Source organism: Bacillus jepli, from assembly GCF_047238305.1.
In the GTDB taxonomy this organism is placed as follows: Bacteria; Bacillota; Bacilli; order Bacillales; family Bacillaceae_L; genus Ferdinandcohnia.
Genome location: NZ_JBDFMO010000001.1, coordinates 586,196 through 601,340 on the forward strand (window position 1 = coordinate 586,196; position 15,145 = coordinate 601,340).

Annotated in this window: 16 protein-coding genes; 2 read left to right on the forward strand and 14 right to left on the reverse strand. The window is 39.2% G+C overall.

The window, feature by feature from the left end; translation table 11 throughout:
* Positions 1 to 184: 184 nt before the first annotated feature.
* From ABC371_RS02890 to ABC371_RS02935, 10 genes are all read right to left on the reverse strand, one after another.
* Positions 185 to 1,372 carry an amidohydrolase gene (locus ABC371_RS02890; protein ID WP_412895497.1) on the reverse strand — a complete coding sequence of 396 codons (1,188 nt, stop codon included), beginning with the start codon at positions 1,370 to 1,372 and terminating at the stop codon, positions 185 to 187.
* Positions 1,373 to 1,395: 23 nt separating this feature from the next.
* Positions 1,396 to 2,835, reverse strand: a complete 1,440-nt coding sequence (locus ABC371_RS02895; protein ID WP_412895498.1) for an MFS transporter — start codon at positions 2,833 to 2,835, stop codon at positions 1,396 to 1,398.
* Positions 2,836 to 3,187: 352 nt separating this feature from the next.
* Entirely contained in the window at positions 3,188 to 3,424 is a 237-nt protein-coding gene (locus tag ABC371_RS02900; protein ID WP_412895499.1) for a hypothetical protein, read from the reverse strand.
* 35 nt (positions 3,425 to 3,459) lie between these two features.
* Positions 3,460 to 4,839, reverse strand: coding sequence for a 23S rRNA (uracil(1939)-C(5))-methyltransferase RlmD (gene rlmD, locus ABC371_RS02905; RefSeq protein WP_412895500.1), 1,380 nt, complete (start codon positions 4,837 to 4,839; stop codon positions 3,460 to 3,462).
* Between the two features lie 155 nt (positions 4,840 to 4,994).
* Positions 4,995 to 5,906, reverse strand: a complete 912-nt coding sequence (locus ABC371_RS02910; protein ID WP_412895501.1) for a diacylglycerol kinase — start codon at positions 5,904 to 5,906, stop codon at positions 4,995 to 4,997.
* A gap of 209 nt (positions 5,907 to 6,115) precedes the next feature.
* Positions 6,116 to 7,069, reverse strand: a complete 954-nt coding sequence (locus ABC371_RS02915) for a hypothetical protein (protein ID WP_412895502.1) — start codon at positions 7,067 to 7,069, stop codon at positions 6,116 to 6,118.
* Positions 7,069 to 8,163, reverse strand: a complete 1,095-nt coding sequence (locus ABC371_RS02920) for a hypothetical protein (protein WP_412895503.1) — start codon at positions 8,161 to 8,163, stop codon at positions 7,069 to 7,071. Before ABC371_RS02920 ends, ABC371_RS02915 begins: the two co-directional genes overlap by 1 nt.
* A complete protein-coding gene (locus tag ABC371_RS02925; RefSeq protein WP_412895504.1) occupies positions 8,160 to 8,603 on the reverse strand; it encodes an anti-sigma factor family protein in 444 nt (147 codons plus the stop codon). The genes ABC371_RS02920 and ABC371_RS02925 overlap by 4 nt, the downstream gene beginning before the upstream one ends.
* A complete protein-coding gene (locus ABC371_RS02930; RefSeq protein ID WP_412899256.1) occupies positions 8,600 to 9,145 on the reverse strand; it encodes a sigma-70 family RNA polymerase sigma factor in 546 nt (181 codons plus the stop codon). The genes ABC371_RS02925 and ABC371_RS02930 overlap by 4 nt, the downstream gene beginning before the upstream one ends.
* Before the next feature lie 127 nt (positions 9,146 to 9,272).
* On the reverse strand, positions 9,273 to 9,536 hold the full coding sequence (locus ABC371_RS02935; protein WP_412895505.1) for a DUF3949 domain-containing protein: 264 nt from the start codon (positions 9,534 to 9,536) through the stop codon (positions 9,273 to 9,275).
* Between the two features lie 210 nt (positions 9,537 to 9,746).
* On the opposite strand from ABC371_RS02935, the gene ABC371_RS02940 reads away from it, so the two are divergent.
* A complete protein-coding gene (locus ABC371_RS02940) occupies positions 9,747 to 10,400 on the forward strand; it encodes a lysozyme inhibitor LprI family protein (RefSeq protein WP_412895506.1) in 654 nt (217 codons plus the stop codon).
* Positions 10,401 to 10,469: 69 nt separating this feature from the next.
* On the opposite strand, the gene ABC371_RS02945 is transcribed toward ABC371_RS02940, so the two are convergent.
* From ABC371_RS02945 to gatC, 4 genes are all read right to left on the reverse strand, one after another.
* Positions 10,470 to 11,030, reverse strand: a complete 561-nt coding sequence (locus tag ABC371_RS02945; protein ID WP_412895507.1) for a GNAT family N-acetyltransferase — start codon at positions 11,028 to 11,030, stop codon at positions 10,470 to 10,472.
* Between the two features lie 343 nt (positions 11,031 to 11,373).
* On the reverse strand, positions 11,374 to 12,804 hold the full coding sequence (gatB, locus tag ABC371_RS02950; protein ID WP_412895508.1) for an Asp-tRNA(Asn)/Glu-tRNA(Gln) amidotransferase subunit GatB: 1,431 nt from the start codon (positions 12,802 to 12,804) through the stop codon (positions 11,374 to 11,376).
* Positions 12,805 to 12,819: 15 nt separating this feature from the next.
* A complete protein-coding gene (gatA, locus tag ABC371_RS02955) occupies positions 12,820 to 14,277 on the reverse strand; it encodes an Asp-tRNA(Asn)/Glu-tRNA(Gln) amidotransferase subunit GatA (RefSeq protein WP_412895509.1) in 1,458 nt (485 codons plus the stop codon).
* Between the two features lie 14 nt (positions 14,278 to 14,291).
* A complete protein-coding gene (gatC, locus tag ABC371_RS02960) occupies positions 14,292 to 14,582 on the reverse strand; it encodes an Asp-tRNA(Asn)/Glu-tRNA(Gln) amidotransferase subunit GatC (protein ID WP_412895510.1) in 291 nt (96 codons plus the stop codon).
* A gap of 195 nt (positions 14,583 to 14,777) precedes the next feature.
* Here gatC and ABC371_RS02965 point away from each other — a divergent pair, with 195 nt between their 5' ends.
* Entirely contained in the window at positions 14,778 to 15,095 is a 318-nt protein-coding gene (locus ABC371_RS02965) for a thioredoxin family protein (protein ID WP_412895511.1), read from the forward strand.
* The last annotated feature ends 50 nt before the right edge of the window (positions 15,096 to 15,145 follow it).

Consider the following 15,145-nt stretch of genomic DNA (forward strand, 5'->3'; position numbering starts at 1 on the left):
GACAATTTATCGTCAATTTATGACTAGTACAGAACGGATTCCGTCCTGCTTCATACCACTTATTTTATTTAAACAAACGTTTGATTGCATTTGCAAACCGTTGAAAATCTTAAGAAAACCCATTAAACAAACGTTTGTTTAAAAATGGGTTTTCTCGAAAATAGCCGATTAGTACAGATTATTTTTAGCTTAGCTCGTAATATCCACAAACAACATGTCCCACTGCTTTTGCTGCAACAAGGAGCGCATCTTCATCAATATCAAACTTAGGATGATGATTGAAATACGGATCCTTTTCACCCTTTGGTGTACATGCAATATAGAAGAAGCAAGATGGGAATTTTTTTGCATAATATGCAAAGTCTTCAGAAGGTGCCATCGCTGGGAATTCCTTTACTTCTTTAATGTCTTTATCATTTGCATTTTTTAGATATTCCGCGACTTTTTCAGTTACTTCAGGATCATTGTATAGAGGTGGGTAATCATTTTCATAGGTAAGCTCACATGTTACCCCAAATTCTTCTTCAAGACCCTTTGCCAGACGTTTAATTTCATGGTCAATTTTTTCCCTTGTTTCATCTGTCATATAACGTATATCACCTTCAAGCTCGACGCTATCCTTAATGACATTAAAGGTTCCTTTTCCATCAAATGAGCCAATCGTAATGACACCATTTTCAAATGGACTTAAACGACGACTAATAATCGTTTGGACCGCTGTTACAAAATAAGCGCCTGCCACAATTGCATCATTCGCCAGATGTGGTGATGAACCATGTCCACCTCTACCTTGGACTTTTAATTTCATGTAAGCCCTACCGTTGAAAGAATATCCTGCGTGATACCCTACTACCCCTGCAGGACCTAGTGGAAGCAAGTGAATTCCGAATACATTATCTAAATCATCAAGAATACCTGATTCTACAATACTTTTTGCCCCACCTGGCGGAACTTCTTCCGCGTGTTGATGAATAATTTTAATTGTTCCTGGTATTTCATCTTTTAATTGGATTAAGCAATCCGCAAGCACTAGTAAGTATGCTGTATGACCATCGTGACCACATGCATGCATGACGCCTTCATTTTTTGATTTAAAAGGAACGTCCGCTTCCTCAACAATTGGAAGTGCATCAAAATCCGCACGTAAACCTATGTTTTTCCCTGACTTCCCCCCCTTTATTGTTACAACAATTCCATAACCATTTCCAACATTTGATTGAATTTCTACGTCCTTCCCCTTATAAAAATCAAGAATATATTGAGCGGTTTTTTCCTCTTTAAAGGATAACTCTGGATTTTCATGTAGGTGTCTACGAATTTCAATCATTTCATCCTTGCGAGATTCTAACATTTCCATTAATTTTTCTTTCATTGTCCTATACTCCTTTTACTCAGTTATTCTGGAACAGGCTCTCGAGTTGTTGATTTTTTAGAATTAAGATTTGATTTTCCTTCTTTGGCTGTTTTACCTGCATCTTTTGGAACCATGACCATTATCGAGATAATTGATAGGATACCAAAAATCACATTGACAATGATACCTACTGTAGCTGCCCACTCAAGGTTGCCAGATGCTGCAATCGCCGCGTAAGCTGCTGTAGAAATCGCCACACCAAATGCACTACCTAGCGAACTTGCCATTTTATAAACACCAGCTGCTTCGCCAACCTTATCAGCCGGAGCATTCGATACAGATGTATCTGTTGATGGAGTCGCGTAAATACCAAGACCGAGTCCAAATAAAGCAAATCCAATAAAAACAGCTATTGTATAAGAAAAGCCTGGTAAAAATGTTAAGCCCATTAACCCTACGCCAACCGTCGTAATTACCGCCCCCCAAATCATCGGCTTTTTCGCTCCTACTTTTTGTAAAATTTTCTCACCAACACGAATCATCGCGAGCACAGTAACTAAATAACCTAATGACAGCATTCCAGTTTGGAATGAACTGAAACCTCGTCCTACTTGTACATACGTATTTGCAACAACTAAGGTACCTGCAATTGCATTCAGTAAAAAATTCGAAACGGTGGCACCTGTATACGGTGCATTTTTAAACACGGCAAAGTCAATAAGGACGATGTCTTTGCTTTTCTCTATTTTAATGAAAATAAGTAAACCTATAATGGTTACTGCAACAAGGCCAAGAGAAATAGGACTTGTCCATCCTAAATCTGAACCGTACGTAATAAATATGTTCAAGGCAATCATTGTCACAATAAAAATAGCTAAGCCAGTATAATCAAATTTAAATTTACCCGAAGATGGTTGTTTACTTTCTGGTGTATCTTTTAACAAAAACATACCAACGACTGCAAAGATAATCGAAAAAACGAAAATCCATCTCCAACCTAATGACGTGGCAATTGCTCCACCAGCAAAAGAAGCAACTCCCGAACCTCCCCAGGAGCCGATTGACCAATAACTTAATGCACGCTGACGTTCTGCCCCTTCAAAATAAGCCTTCATTAATGCGATAGTAGATGGCATAATACATGCCGCTGATAGACCTATAATCACACGACCAAGAATGAGCAACGCAGATCCTTGTGTTATAACTAAACACAGTGAACCGATAATACTTAAAATAAACCCGATATTCGCAATCTTCTTACGCCCTATTTTGTCAGCAAGACCACCTGCAGCAACGATAAACATACCTGAGAATAAAGCTGACAAACTGATGGCAATGTTCAGTGTTCCTAGTGATATTCCCAAATCTTTTTGTACAGCAGGGACTACATTCACCATTGCTTGGGCAAATAGCCAGAATGTAATAACCCCAAACACAATCCCAATAATCATTTTATTTGTACCTTTATAAGCTGTATCCATGTTATGTAACCTCCTTTTGCTACTATAATTCCCGTACTCAGGCACTTAATTCTATGTAAAATGTGAAAATTATGAGGGATGTTGACCCATACATAGAGAAAAGGCCTGCATCCCCTACGATACAGGCCTTTTCTCTTCATATCTTATTTACTTACAACTTATAAAGTAGACTAGTACAGCAAGCAATTTGTGCTGCTCGTCATGGCCATTTTAATTCAAACAAACGTTTGATTGAATTTGAGAAACGTTGATATAACAGAAAAAACCCATTAAACAAACGATTGTTTGAAAATGGGTTTTCGCAAAAATAGCCGATTAGTACAGATTGTTTTTTGCAATTTTAACCAAGGAACTACGGAAGCATATTTAATTTATCGGAATATCGTTTTTCATTAAAAGGCACTTTATTTTTTAGGATATCGTACATTTCCTCGACAAGCACTCTGCCTATCATTTCTTTAGACTCTATTTCTGAGAAGCCCAACTCCGTTAACCTTTCCATTGTTTCTTTTGTAATCTTCGGGTCGTTTATTTTGATTTGATTATCTACAATTTCAAGAATTTTAGATTTTAATTTTAAGTTCGCCATTCTAACCCCTCCAATATTTAACAGGATCTCCTCACCTAATTAGGTTTTAATACCAACTTTGCGACTGCTTCGCAGTGAACAGTGTGTGGGAACATATCGACTGGTTGTACTTCGGTCGTTTCATATCCACCGTCTTCTAGTATCCGTAGATCCCTTGCAAGTGTTGCTGGGTTGCAGGAAACATACACGACTTTCTGTGGTTTCATGTTTAAAATGGTTTGTAATAATGCAACATCACAGCCCTTACGTGGAGGATCAACAACGATTACATCCGCTTTAACCCCATCCTTATACCAGTTCGGGATGACAACCTCAGCTTCTCCTACCGCAAACTCTGCATTGTGAATATTATTAAGTGCTGCGTTTCGCTTCGCATCCTCAATCGCTTCTGGAACAATTTCGACACCGTACACCTTTTTAGCTTTTTGAGCTAGAAACAACGAAATTGTCCCTATCCCACAATAGGCATCAATAACAGTTTCTTCACCCGTTAACTCCGCATAATCCAATGCTTTATCATAAAGCACCTTTGTTTGCTCAGGATTAACCTGATAAAAAGACCGAGCCGAGATAGCAAATTTGATATCACCAATAGTATCGTATATATATTCTTCGCCCCAAAGGACATTTGTTTCATTTCCAAATATCACATTCGTCTGTTTGGGGTTTATATTTTGCACGATTGATTTAACTCCAGGTACCTTGGTAGTAATATCCGAGATGATGTTATTTTTCTGGGGGAGCTCCTTCGTTCTCGTGATAAGAACGACCATTATTTCACCTGAGACAAGACCATAACGAGCCATAATATGGCGAAGTGTACCCTTGTTGTTTTTTTCATCATAGGCCCGAATCCCATACTTCTCACAAATAGTTTTTACTGTTTGCACGACCAGATCGTTCTTTTCTTGTTGGATGAGGCACGATTCCATGTCAATTATTTCATGGCTACGCTGCTGGTAAAACCCTGCTACAAGCCCACCTTCCCTGTCTGCTACTGGAACCTGCGCCTTATTCCGATAACGCCAAGGATTTTCCATTCCAAGAACTGGATGAACCTTGATATTCAGGAGCTTTCCAATTCGAGATAACACTTGCTGGACCTGTTTGTGTTTTGCTACCAACTGACCCTCATAGCTTACATGCTGAAGCTGACAGCCTCCGCATTCTTTATATATCGGACAAGGAGCCTCTATTCGAAATTTACTTTTTTCATAAAGCTCAATTAGCCGACCATACCCGTAGTTTTTCTGCACCTTGATGACTTTGATTTTCGCTTTCTCGTCTGGTAGGCCATTCGGAACAAAAATCGGAAAGCCCTCGATTTTCGCCACTCCCGCTCCATCATGAGTGAGATCCTCAAATGTGACATCATAAAATGTATTTTTTTCAACTGGCGGTTTCAGTTTTGTCATTATGTTTTCTTCCTTTACGTTCAAAATGCTGAACTGATTGTAACATACTGGGGGGCAGTTGTGCCAATGTGGTTGTTATATATACGTGGCACGATTCCAATTACGCTTAGAGACTGAGCAAAAAAAATCTGACCTGAGGCCAGATTTTTCTCTACTTATTCTTTTTCCATTTTCTCTGCTTTTTCCTTCGAAACCAATACATTTATATGCTGATACAAATTCACAAATTCGCCAGGTAGTAAGCCACCATATTCTCCATCAAGATTAATTTGCATCTTTTCAGTTGGATTGACCTTAACGCGATTTGCCTTTGTGTATATCACATGCGGGTCATTGATATGCTCTCCACGAATGGCAAGCGTTGCTACCTTTATGAAATCGGCTAAGTTTGCCTTTTTTAAAATTAATAAATCAAACAGACCATCATTGAGTGATGAATCTGGAGCAAGCTTTTCAAAGCCTCCGACAGAATTGGTTAAGGAAACGAGGAATAACATAATTTCGCCCTCATACAACTTACCATCATACTCAACACTAACCTCGGTTGGACGAATGGATGGAAGCATCTCCATCCCTTTCAAATAATACGCAAGCTGTCCTAGCATCGTTTTAAGCTTACTTGGCACCTCATAGGTTAACTCAGTTAACCTTCCTCCGCCGGCAATATTGATAAAATATTTATCATTTATCCGACCTATATCAATCGGAACAGAGTTTCCTTCTATAATTACATCACAAGCACCATCAATATTTCGAGGCACTCCAATCGCTCGAGCAAAGTCATTTGTTGTACCAACTGGAATAATACCTAAGGTTGGGCGGTAATCCTGTTCTGCTAAGCCGTTCACAACCTCATTGATCGTTCCATCTCCACCAGCAGCGATCACAAGGTCATACTTCCTTTCAACTGCAATTCGTGCAGCATTGGTTGCATCTCCTGCTCCAGTTGTGGCATGGCATGAAGTTTCATACCCTGCTCTTTCTAATTTCTCTAACACCTCAGGCAAATGTCGTTTGAACAACTCTCTTCCTGAGGTTGGGTTATATATAATTCGAGCCCTCTTCATTTTCATCATCCTAAATAAGATAATCAAACATCTATGTTATATCATAGCCTATCCAATCAATTTTATCAATTTTGACACTAGCAAAAAAATCCATTTTTTCACAGTTATTTCTTATTTCATCTATATTCAAAAATAGGTTACCCAGCTTGCCCAAATTCTTTTATTTAAAAATGCGCTTGGCCAAAACCAAAACGCACTTTTCATCATTCCTACATTTTTTCAACAAGATTAACAGTCACTAGGTCGCTATTAAAAATGGATAGCTTGTAAGTTCCTTCCCCTAGTTTTTTTGTGCCCTTGTACAATTTTTCTTGGGTACTTTCCTCGTAAACCTCATCAATCCCGCCTCGTTCAGTTGTGTCAATCTTATCCCACGTCATATTTCCATTTTCTAGTTCATTATTTGAAATAGCAGACAGCAGAATATTACTCTTTTCATCTACATGAACTGATACATTCGATGCTCCGTCTACCACCCAGTTATTTTCAAGGGAACCAGGATAAAGTGAAACATGATTTTGTTGGCCACGAACCTCTAAATGAATTGAACTTGGCACAATAACCGTTGGCTCTACAGTTGTATACGTGGAAAAAGGGCTCGCTTGTTCAGCTGGTTCTTTCAATGTCACGTACATTGTGTCACCAACAGCCTTCGTAAATACATAATCACTCGTTTCCGAAATGATCGGCTCAGCTTTTGGGTGAACCGTTGCTTGGTAAACTCCAAACACATGTAATTCATTTTTAGCGGAGCCTTCAATTTTACTTGTTACCCCATTCGTTTCAAGGACCACTCGTTTGATGTCACCTGATATCTTTTCCTCTACAACTGGCAAATCCATTGAACGATGCTCTGCCCCAATCGCACCTTCAACCTTATCAACCAATCCTACAGATGACAACAGAGTAAAGCCGATCCCAATCGTTCCAATAATCCCTACAAATACAATACTTAAAAAGTCATATTTTACGATTGGATTTTCCTGTTTTGATAAAAAGAGATAGACGACAATCTCAATTCCTAAGACGATTAGAATGATCGGCCACCATACTAGCAGTGGCTCCATCATTGGCATTCCCTTTATTTGTGATACAAAAAGGAGAACACCAAGTAAAATCAAAGACAATCCCATTGACACAGAACCAACACGCCATTTTCTCATTACGCATTCTCCTTCCGTTTTTTACTGCCTACCATAAGCTTCAAGCCACCACCGATTAAGAGGATGCAGATGATCGTGCCCTGAAAATATGAGTAGTAGAAGTGTTGAATATCAAAATGAAACATTCTCGCAACCATTGGACCAACAGTAGGTAGGAGAACATTTACTAGTAAATAATAGAGTCCTAGCGCAATTAAACCGAATCCAACCCATTTTTGGTGGTTGACAATGTAGGAGACCACGGGAACATCCTCAAGCTCCTCTTCGCCATGCTTTGACACCTTCTGAAGGGCATCGAAGAAGCTATAAAACCAAATGATTGGGATTAAAAACAAGAACAAGGATAGGCGAAGCACATCTAAAATGTATATAGCGAATAAAAAGGCCGCCATCAGCTGTATCCCCCGTTTTTGTAAGCCAAGATACAAATGCCCAGCTCCTGGGAATATCGCAAGAACCGTTGCGAGCGTTTTGCTTTTACGTCCTTGCTCCCGTCTTGTTTCCTCAAAATCCTCTAAAATTGTCTTATCGACCAATTCTTCTCCACGCTGTTTTTTACTTACAAGCTGAACTGCATCAAACATGTTATATACCCAAATAATTGGGAGAACACCAAGAAACACCATGAATGCCCCTTGATTTGTAAACACTGAAATAAATACAACCATCGTTCCTAACCCAAAAAAACCAATTAGAAAAGTTAAACCACGATTAATCAAGCCTAGCTGAAAATGCCCCAATCCTGGGATAAATGAAAGGATAATCGTATAAAAACGATCTGAGTCATCAGTTCGAACTGAAACGACTTGCCCTTCTTCTGATTGAATCACTTGCTGATGTTGATTATGCTTGTTATTTCGCAATAGGAAGATGATCATATCGAGCACATTGATTACTCCAACGAAAAATGCAAAGATCAGCCCAACAAAAAATGGGTCCTCATACCCTACCATAAATGTGCCAAAGATTCCTATTAAAACGGAGCCAACGGTTCCCACTCCATAGAGAAACCCTCTTACTTTTCGATTCACGTAAAAATGGCCAACACCTGGAATAAATGATAGAAAAAAGGCTAGTACTGGATTATAACTCATTTTTCTCCCTCCTCATGACTTGTTTCGATTATGTCAAACAGCGATAATGCTTTTTCCATCAAATGATTTGAAACAGATTGTTTTTGCTCTGAAAAACTAGATGCTTCAACTGTACCGATAATTCCTGTCATACTCTGGAATACCCCGGTTGACATCAGAGTCAATGTCACAACTGCGGCAACTCCATAGTGAAAAATCGGACTTTGTAAAAACGACTTCCTTAGCTTTTCTTTTTGTAGTGGAAGCTTTGCGGTTACCTCATCTGTAAAGCGATCATTATCCAGGGCAGGTAACTCCTCTGCTTGGGATTCCACTAATTCCATATAGATTTCTAAACATTGGTCGCAAGAGAATAGGTGATTTTCGAGTTCTTCCCGCTTCGGTTCTTCCATCTCATCCTTTATATACGACAACCACTCTTCATTGCTGAAATGCCTCATTTAAAATCATCCTCCTTCCAATGTTTTTTCATCCAATTTCGGGCTCGATACAGCTTCATTTCAACTGTTTTTACCTCAAGCTGCTGTTCAATCGCGATTTGTTTATAGCTTTTTTCCGCTATGTAATAGGCTTCGATCACCTCGCGATAATTCGCAGGCATATCGTGTAACCGGTTTTTGACCAATTCACGTTGTTCTTTCCGTAAAAGTGGGATAACGACACTTTCCTCCGATGAAGAGAGTGCTGGAAGATCATCTGGCTCTAAAATCAATTCATTTTGCCTCTGCTTCTTCCGTTTCACATCAATAGCATGGTTTACTGCAATACGGGTGATCCATCCTTTAAAGCCCTGTGCACTGTATTGGGGGAGTGCATAATAGATTTTTAAGAATACTTCCTGTGCCGCATCCTCTGCATCCTTTTCATGACGAAGAACAGGATAAATGGCCTTGAATACTAGATTCTTATATTTTTCAATGAGTAAGCGAAAGGCATGCTCATCACCTGCTTTTGCCTTCTCAATCAGAACCTCATCTTGAATTGCACTCTCCCCCTTTCTCTCTGTCTACCCATTTAGACGAACTAACACCTACTATACCCTACAGTTTTTAGAAAAAAATTTTTTCGCATAAAAAAAGACCCTCAACACTGAAGGTCTGCCGATCACGTTATTTATTTCGATGTTTTAGTTTATAGATTAAGGTTGCGATTAAGGTTGATGGTAGATTTATAAGATTTCCTTGAAGATTGAATTGTAATTGCTGTTCTTCAAAGGACATATCATCGTATGTTTCGTTATGGCTTTTTTTCGTTCTTTTGAATTCTTCCTTCGTCGCCGCTATGTTTCGGTACTGAATCGGAATCATCACTAACACGTAAAGAAGAAGAATGCCACCGATTACATAAAACATAAAACCGTCTTCCATCATCATTACCCCCTCGGAAAAAAATCATATACTTAGTTTACGAATAGCACTCTTAGAAGGTTTCAAATAAATGTCATTTTTTAAATCTGAACAACTCATTTCCTCCATACCTGCCATATTCAAACAAAAAATGACAATTTAGCAAAGGAATACTAAGATGTTATGTTAAAATATGTATGGATTGGATATTTTCGTAACAGGAGGAGAGCCATTACCATGAAATTTTATAGAAGAAATTTATTCACAATACTGACAGTTGTATTTGTGATTTTGTTGGCGGCTTGTCAAGACTCATCTCAAGAATCAGGTACCAAGTTAGACAAACCATCCCAAAATGAGCAGACATCTCAAACTAAAAAAGATGATACTGCTAAAACAGATTCAACGGAAACTGCTTCAAACACAGACAACACTCAAACAAATTCCACTGATACTAGTAATATTGATACAAACGAAAAAGAAGATACATCAAACATTGTAACCGAAAAAGAAGAAAAACCAGCTTCAAATACGACAGCCAGTTTCAAGGAAGAGTATCTAAAAAAATTAAATGATACTAAAAAAGAAACCGATGAAATGGAAGCAACCGATACATCCACCTTCGCTCTAAAAAAAGTGGAAAACGATCGATGGGAAGCTTGGGATGAATTGTTGAATGAAGTATATGGAGTCCTAAAAGGGCAACTTTCATCAGAAGAGATGGATCAATTGAGAAATGAGCAACGGAATTGGCTAAAATATAGAGATGATTCTGCATTAGAAGCATCACTAAAATACAAAGGTGGTACGCAGGAACATTTAGAATATGTGGCTGTACTGGCTGATCTTACAGAAGTAAGATGCTATGAGTTGGTTGAAGATTATATGTAAGATTTGAATCGAGTGATTAAAGGCATTGCTAGTAAGCAATGCCTTTTGTGCTACCACATGTAAAGGTTCTTACACTATTTTTGCATAGATGCATGTATTTCTTAATTCATTTGTTACAGGAGATACATCCTCATTTTTCAAGATAGCTTCCAAAGTAAACCCTAACCGTTCTGGAATCGCTCGACTCTTCCTATTTTTTTCATCACACCTTATTTCAACTCTATTTGCATTCAACTCATTGAAAGCAAACTCAGCAATTCCCTTAACCGCTTCAGTCATGTAGCCTTTTCCACTATAACGACTATCAATCCAGTATCCTATTTCAAACTTAGGGACAGCCCAATCAATTCTATGTAATCCAGAAGATGCAATGAATTCCCCGGTTTCTTTTAAAAAGACTAGTAATCTTAAATCCTCTCTTTTCAAAAAGGATATATGTGCAGATCTAATATTCAATTCTATATCTTGTTCCGTTTGCTCTTTTTGAGCAAATGGCATCCACGGTTTAAGCTCATTTATTGAAGCCATAATAGCGTCATGTACAACTTTACCGTCTCCCGGTTTGGGCATACGGATGATCAGTCTTTCCGTCGTAAATTCTTCTGGAAACTCTATAAGCAATGGGTTCATTCTTTTCTCTCCCTTTCCAAAATTCTCCTTTTTGATATCATAGGTTTTTTCCTTACTAAAATCAATGAAAATCAAAACGTATGTTTATTCTAGTTATTTGTGAACTTTGGGGAATTCGCGTTTTCTGTGTTTATCACAAGCTTCTTGTTGAGGTCTAGCTGGCCGGTCTACCGAAGCATAGCTTACGGCACATCTACTGTGATATTTGAGCCGAGCGTGTACCGCTAGAACAGTCTTGCGGCACATGCCTAGTGCTATTTCAACCAAATATGTACACTTAGTCCTCCCCCCTACCGGGCGCACACGAAAAAAAGACCCGCTCTTCAGCAGGTCCCTTTCGCAATTATAGTTTATTCATTTCTTCAACAAGGATTTTGTTAACCATTTGTGGGTTAGCTTGTCCTTTCGTTTGTTTCATGACTTGACCGACTAAGAAGCCGATTGCTTTTCCTTTTCCGCTCTTATAATCATCTACTGATTGTGGGTTGTTTGCGATAACCTCCACGATGATCTTTGTTAACGCACCTTCATCGGAAATCTGAACGAGGCCTTTTTCCTTCACGATTGCTTCTGCCTCTCCGCCATTTTCAATTAATTCTTTAAAAACGGTTTTCGCAATCTTAGAAGAAATCGTTCCGTTCTCGATTAGCTTGATCATGCCTGCAAGACTCGCTGGCGTTAAGGCAATTTCATGTAATTCCTTCTGCTCCGCATTTAGGTAACCAGAAACCTCACCCATAATCCAGTTTGATGCTTGCTTTGCATCTGCACCGTTCGCAACTGTTTCTTCAAAGAAATCTGAGGTTTCTTTCGTAACAGTAAGTACAGCTGCATCATATTCCGGTAGACCAAGTTGTTCAATATAACGTTTTTTACGAACGTCTGGAAGCTCAGGAATTTCTGCACGAACTCTTTCCATCCACTCATCGTCAATATAAAGTTCCACTAAGTCAGGTTCAGGGAAGTATCGGTAATCATCAGAACCTTCCTTAACACGCATTAAAATCGTTGATTTTGACGATTCATCATATCGGCGTGTTTCCTGTTCAATCACACCACCTGCAGATAAAACTTCTGCTTGGCGAATTTCCTCATACTCAAGACCATTTTTAACAAATGCGAATGAGTTCAGGTTCTTTAACTCTGTCTTTGTTCCAAACTCTTGTTGACCGACAGGACGTAATGAGATGTTGGCATCGCAACGGAGTGAGCCCTCCTCCATTTTACAGTCGGACACACCTGTATATTGGACAATTGATTTTAATTTCTCTAAATATGCATATGCTTCTTCTGGTGTACGAATGTCTGGCTCTGATACGATTTCAATCAATGGTGTTCCTTGACGGTTCAGGTCGACTAATGAATAGCCTCGACCAGAGTGAGTAAGCTTACCAGCATCTTCTTCTAGGTGAAGACGAGTAATCCCAATCTTTTTCTTTTCACCGTTCACTTCAATTTCAATCCAGCCATGCTCACCAATCGGCTTATCAAATTGAGAGATTTGGTAGGCCTTTGGATTATCCGGATAAAAATAGTTTTTACGGTCAAATTTTGTTTCCTGATTAATCTCACAGTTTAAAGCCATAGCAGCCTTCATTGCCCACTCAACAGCTTTTTTATTAACAACCGGAAGAACACCTGGGTATCCTAATTCAACGACACTTGTGTTTGTATTTGGAGCAGCCCCAAATTCGTTTGGCGCGCTTGAAAATATTTTTGATTCGGTTTTCAGTTCGACGTGAACCTCCAACCCGATAACTGTTTCAAACTTCATTTTTGTTTTCCCCCCTTACAATTGTGGTTTTTGTTTATGATGATCGGTTGCTTTTTCAAACGCATCTGCAACACGATAAATGGTACTTTCATCAAAATGCTTTCCAATAATTTGGAGTCCTAGTGGTAATCCATTTGAAAAACCACATGGAACTGATATTCCTGGTACACCCGCTAGGTTTACTGGGATGGTTAGAATATCATTGGCATACATAGTAAGTGGGTCCTCCATGTTTTCACCAATCTTAAATGCTGGTGTCGGTGTGGTAGGTCCAATGATCACATCGTACTTTTCAAATACATCTTCAAAGTCTTTCTTGATTAATGTACGAACTTTCTGCGCTTTTTTATAGTAAGCATCATAATACCCTGAGCTAAGAGCAAACGTTCCAAGCATGATACGACGTTTTACCTCGTCCCCAAAGCCCTCGCTTCTTGTTTGCTTGTACATTTCAATCAGATTTTCGGCATTGTCTGTACGATATCCATAACGAACCCCGTCGAAACGAGCAAGGTTTGCAGATGCCTCTGATGAGGAAAGTAAGTAATAAGTAGCAAGTGCATATTTAGAATGTGGAAGTGAAACTTCTTCCCAAGTTGCACCTAGCCCTTCAAGAACTTTTAAGGAATCAAGAACAGATTGACGGACTTCTTCATTTACACCCTCACCGAGGTATTCCTTTGGCACGGCGATTTTTAAACCCTTAATATCACCAGTGAGTGCTGATACGTAGTTCGGTACGTCTACATTAGCAGAAGTCGCATCCATTGGATCCACTCCAGAAATCGCCTGTAAAAGATAAGCATTGTCCTCAACTGTGCGAGTGAGCGGACCAATTTGATCTAATGACGACGCAAAAGCGATTAAACCAAAACGTGATACTCTTCCGTACGTAGGTTTTAAACCAACCACACCACAGAAAGCTGCCGGTTGACGAATCGAACCACCTGTATCGGAGCCGAGTGAGAATAAGACTTCTCCTGCTGCAACAGCAGCTGCCGAGCCACCACTAGAACCTCCTGGAACACGTTCGAGATCCCAAGGGTTCTTTGTTGCCATGAATCCAGAGTTTTCATTCGATGAACCCATTGCAAATTCGTCCATGTTCAATTTACCAACCGTAACCGTTTGAGCCTTCTGAAGCTTTTGGACAGCTGTTGCATCATAGATAGGATCAAAGTTTTCAAGAATTTTACTTGCTGCCGTCGTACGAAGGCCTTTTGTGACGATATTGTCTTTCACACCAATCGGCATACCAAATAATAGACCCAGCTCATCGCTATTTCCAAGCGCTTCATCTAATTGTTTTGCATAATCTCTTGCATTTTCTTCATTTAATGTTAAAAAAGCTTGTACCTTATCATCAACCGCGTTGATTCGCTTAAATGACTCTTCCACAAGGTCTGAAACTGAAATTTCTTTTTTATGTAAAAGTGAATGTAATTCTGAGACTTTATGATCAAAAAGTGACATCCTTTCTCCCCCCTTTATTCAATGATTGATGGTACACGGAATTGACCATCCTTTGCATCTGGTGCATTTTTTAATACTTCTTCAACAGGTAATCCTTCTTTTGCGACATCTTCACGCATCACATTTTTCACAGACAGTACATGTGAAGTTGGCTCCACATTTTCTGTATCTAATTCATTTAATTGCTCTGCAAATGAAATAATCCCATCCAACTGTTGTTGGAACATCTTTGCTTCATCTTCCGTTACGGCTAAACGTGCTAAGTTTGCAACATGTTTTACTTCTTCAATCGAAATCCTCGACATTTCCCTTCACCTCCACCGTCCATACAATATACTGATAATATCAAAAATTGCAGGCGTTCGGCAACAATTCCTCCCTCATTCTTCCCGATTTTGAAAAGAACCAACACGAAAAATGGAGGTCGGGCAGATTATTTTTCTTTTCGATTAGGAATTTGATATAGTAAAGTTGCAATTAATGGATGTGGAGGGATAGAAATGGAAAGAATTACTTCTGTCGAACAGTTTAATGAGATTATTCAATCTGAAGGGGCTATTGTAAAATTCGATACAACATGGTGTCCAGATTGCCGACGCCTAGAAGCGTTCATTGGTGAGGTTCTTGACACACACAATAGTGTTCCTTGGTACAGCATGGACAAGGACGAGTTCCCTGAAATCGCTGAAAAGTATGATGTGATGGGTATCCCAAGTCTCCTTTATTATAAAGGCGGAGAAAAGCTTGGCCACTTACATAGTGCGAACGCAAAAACTCCGGAGCAAGTAAATGAATACCTTGAAGGATTAGGAATCTAAACATAAGAAGGCCGTTACCTGTAAAAGGAACGGCCTCTTTTTTATTCTAT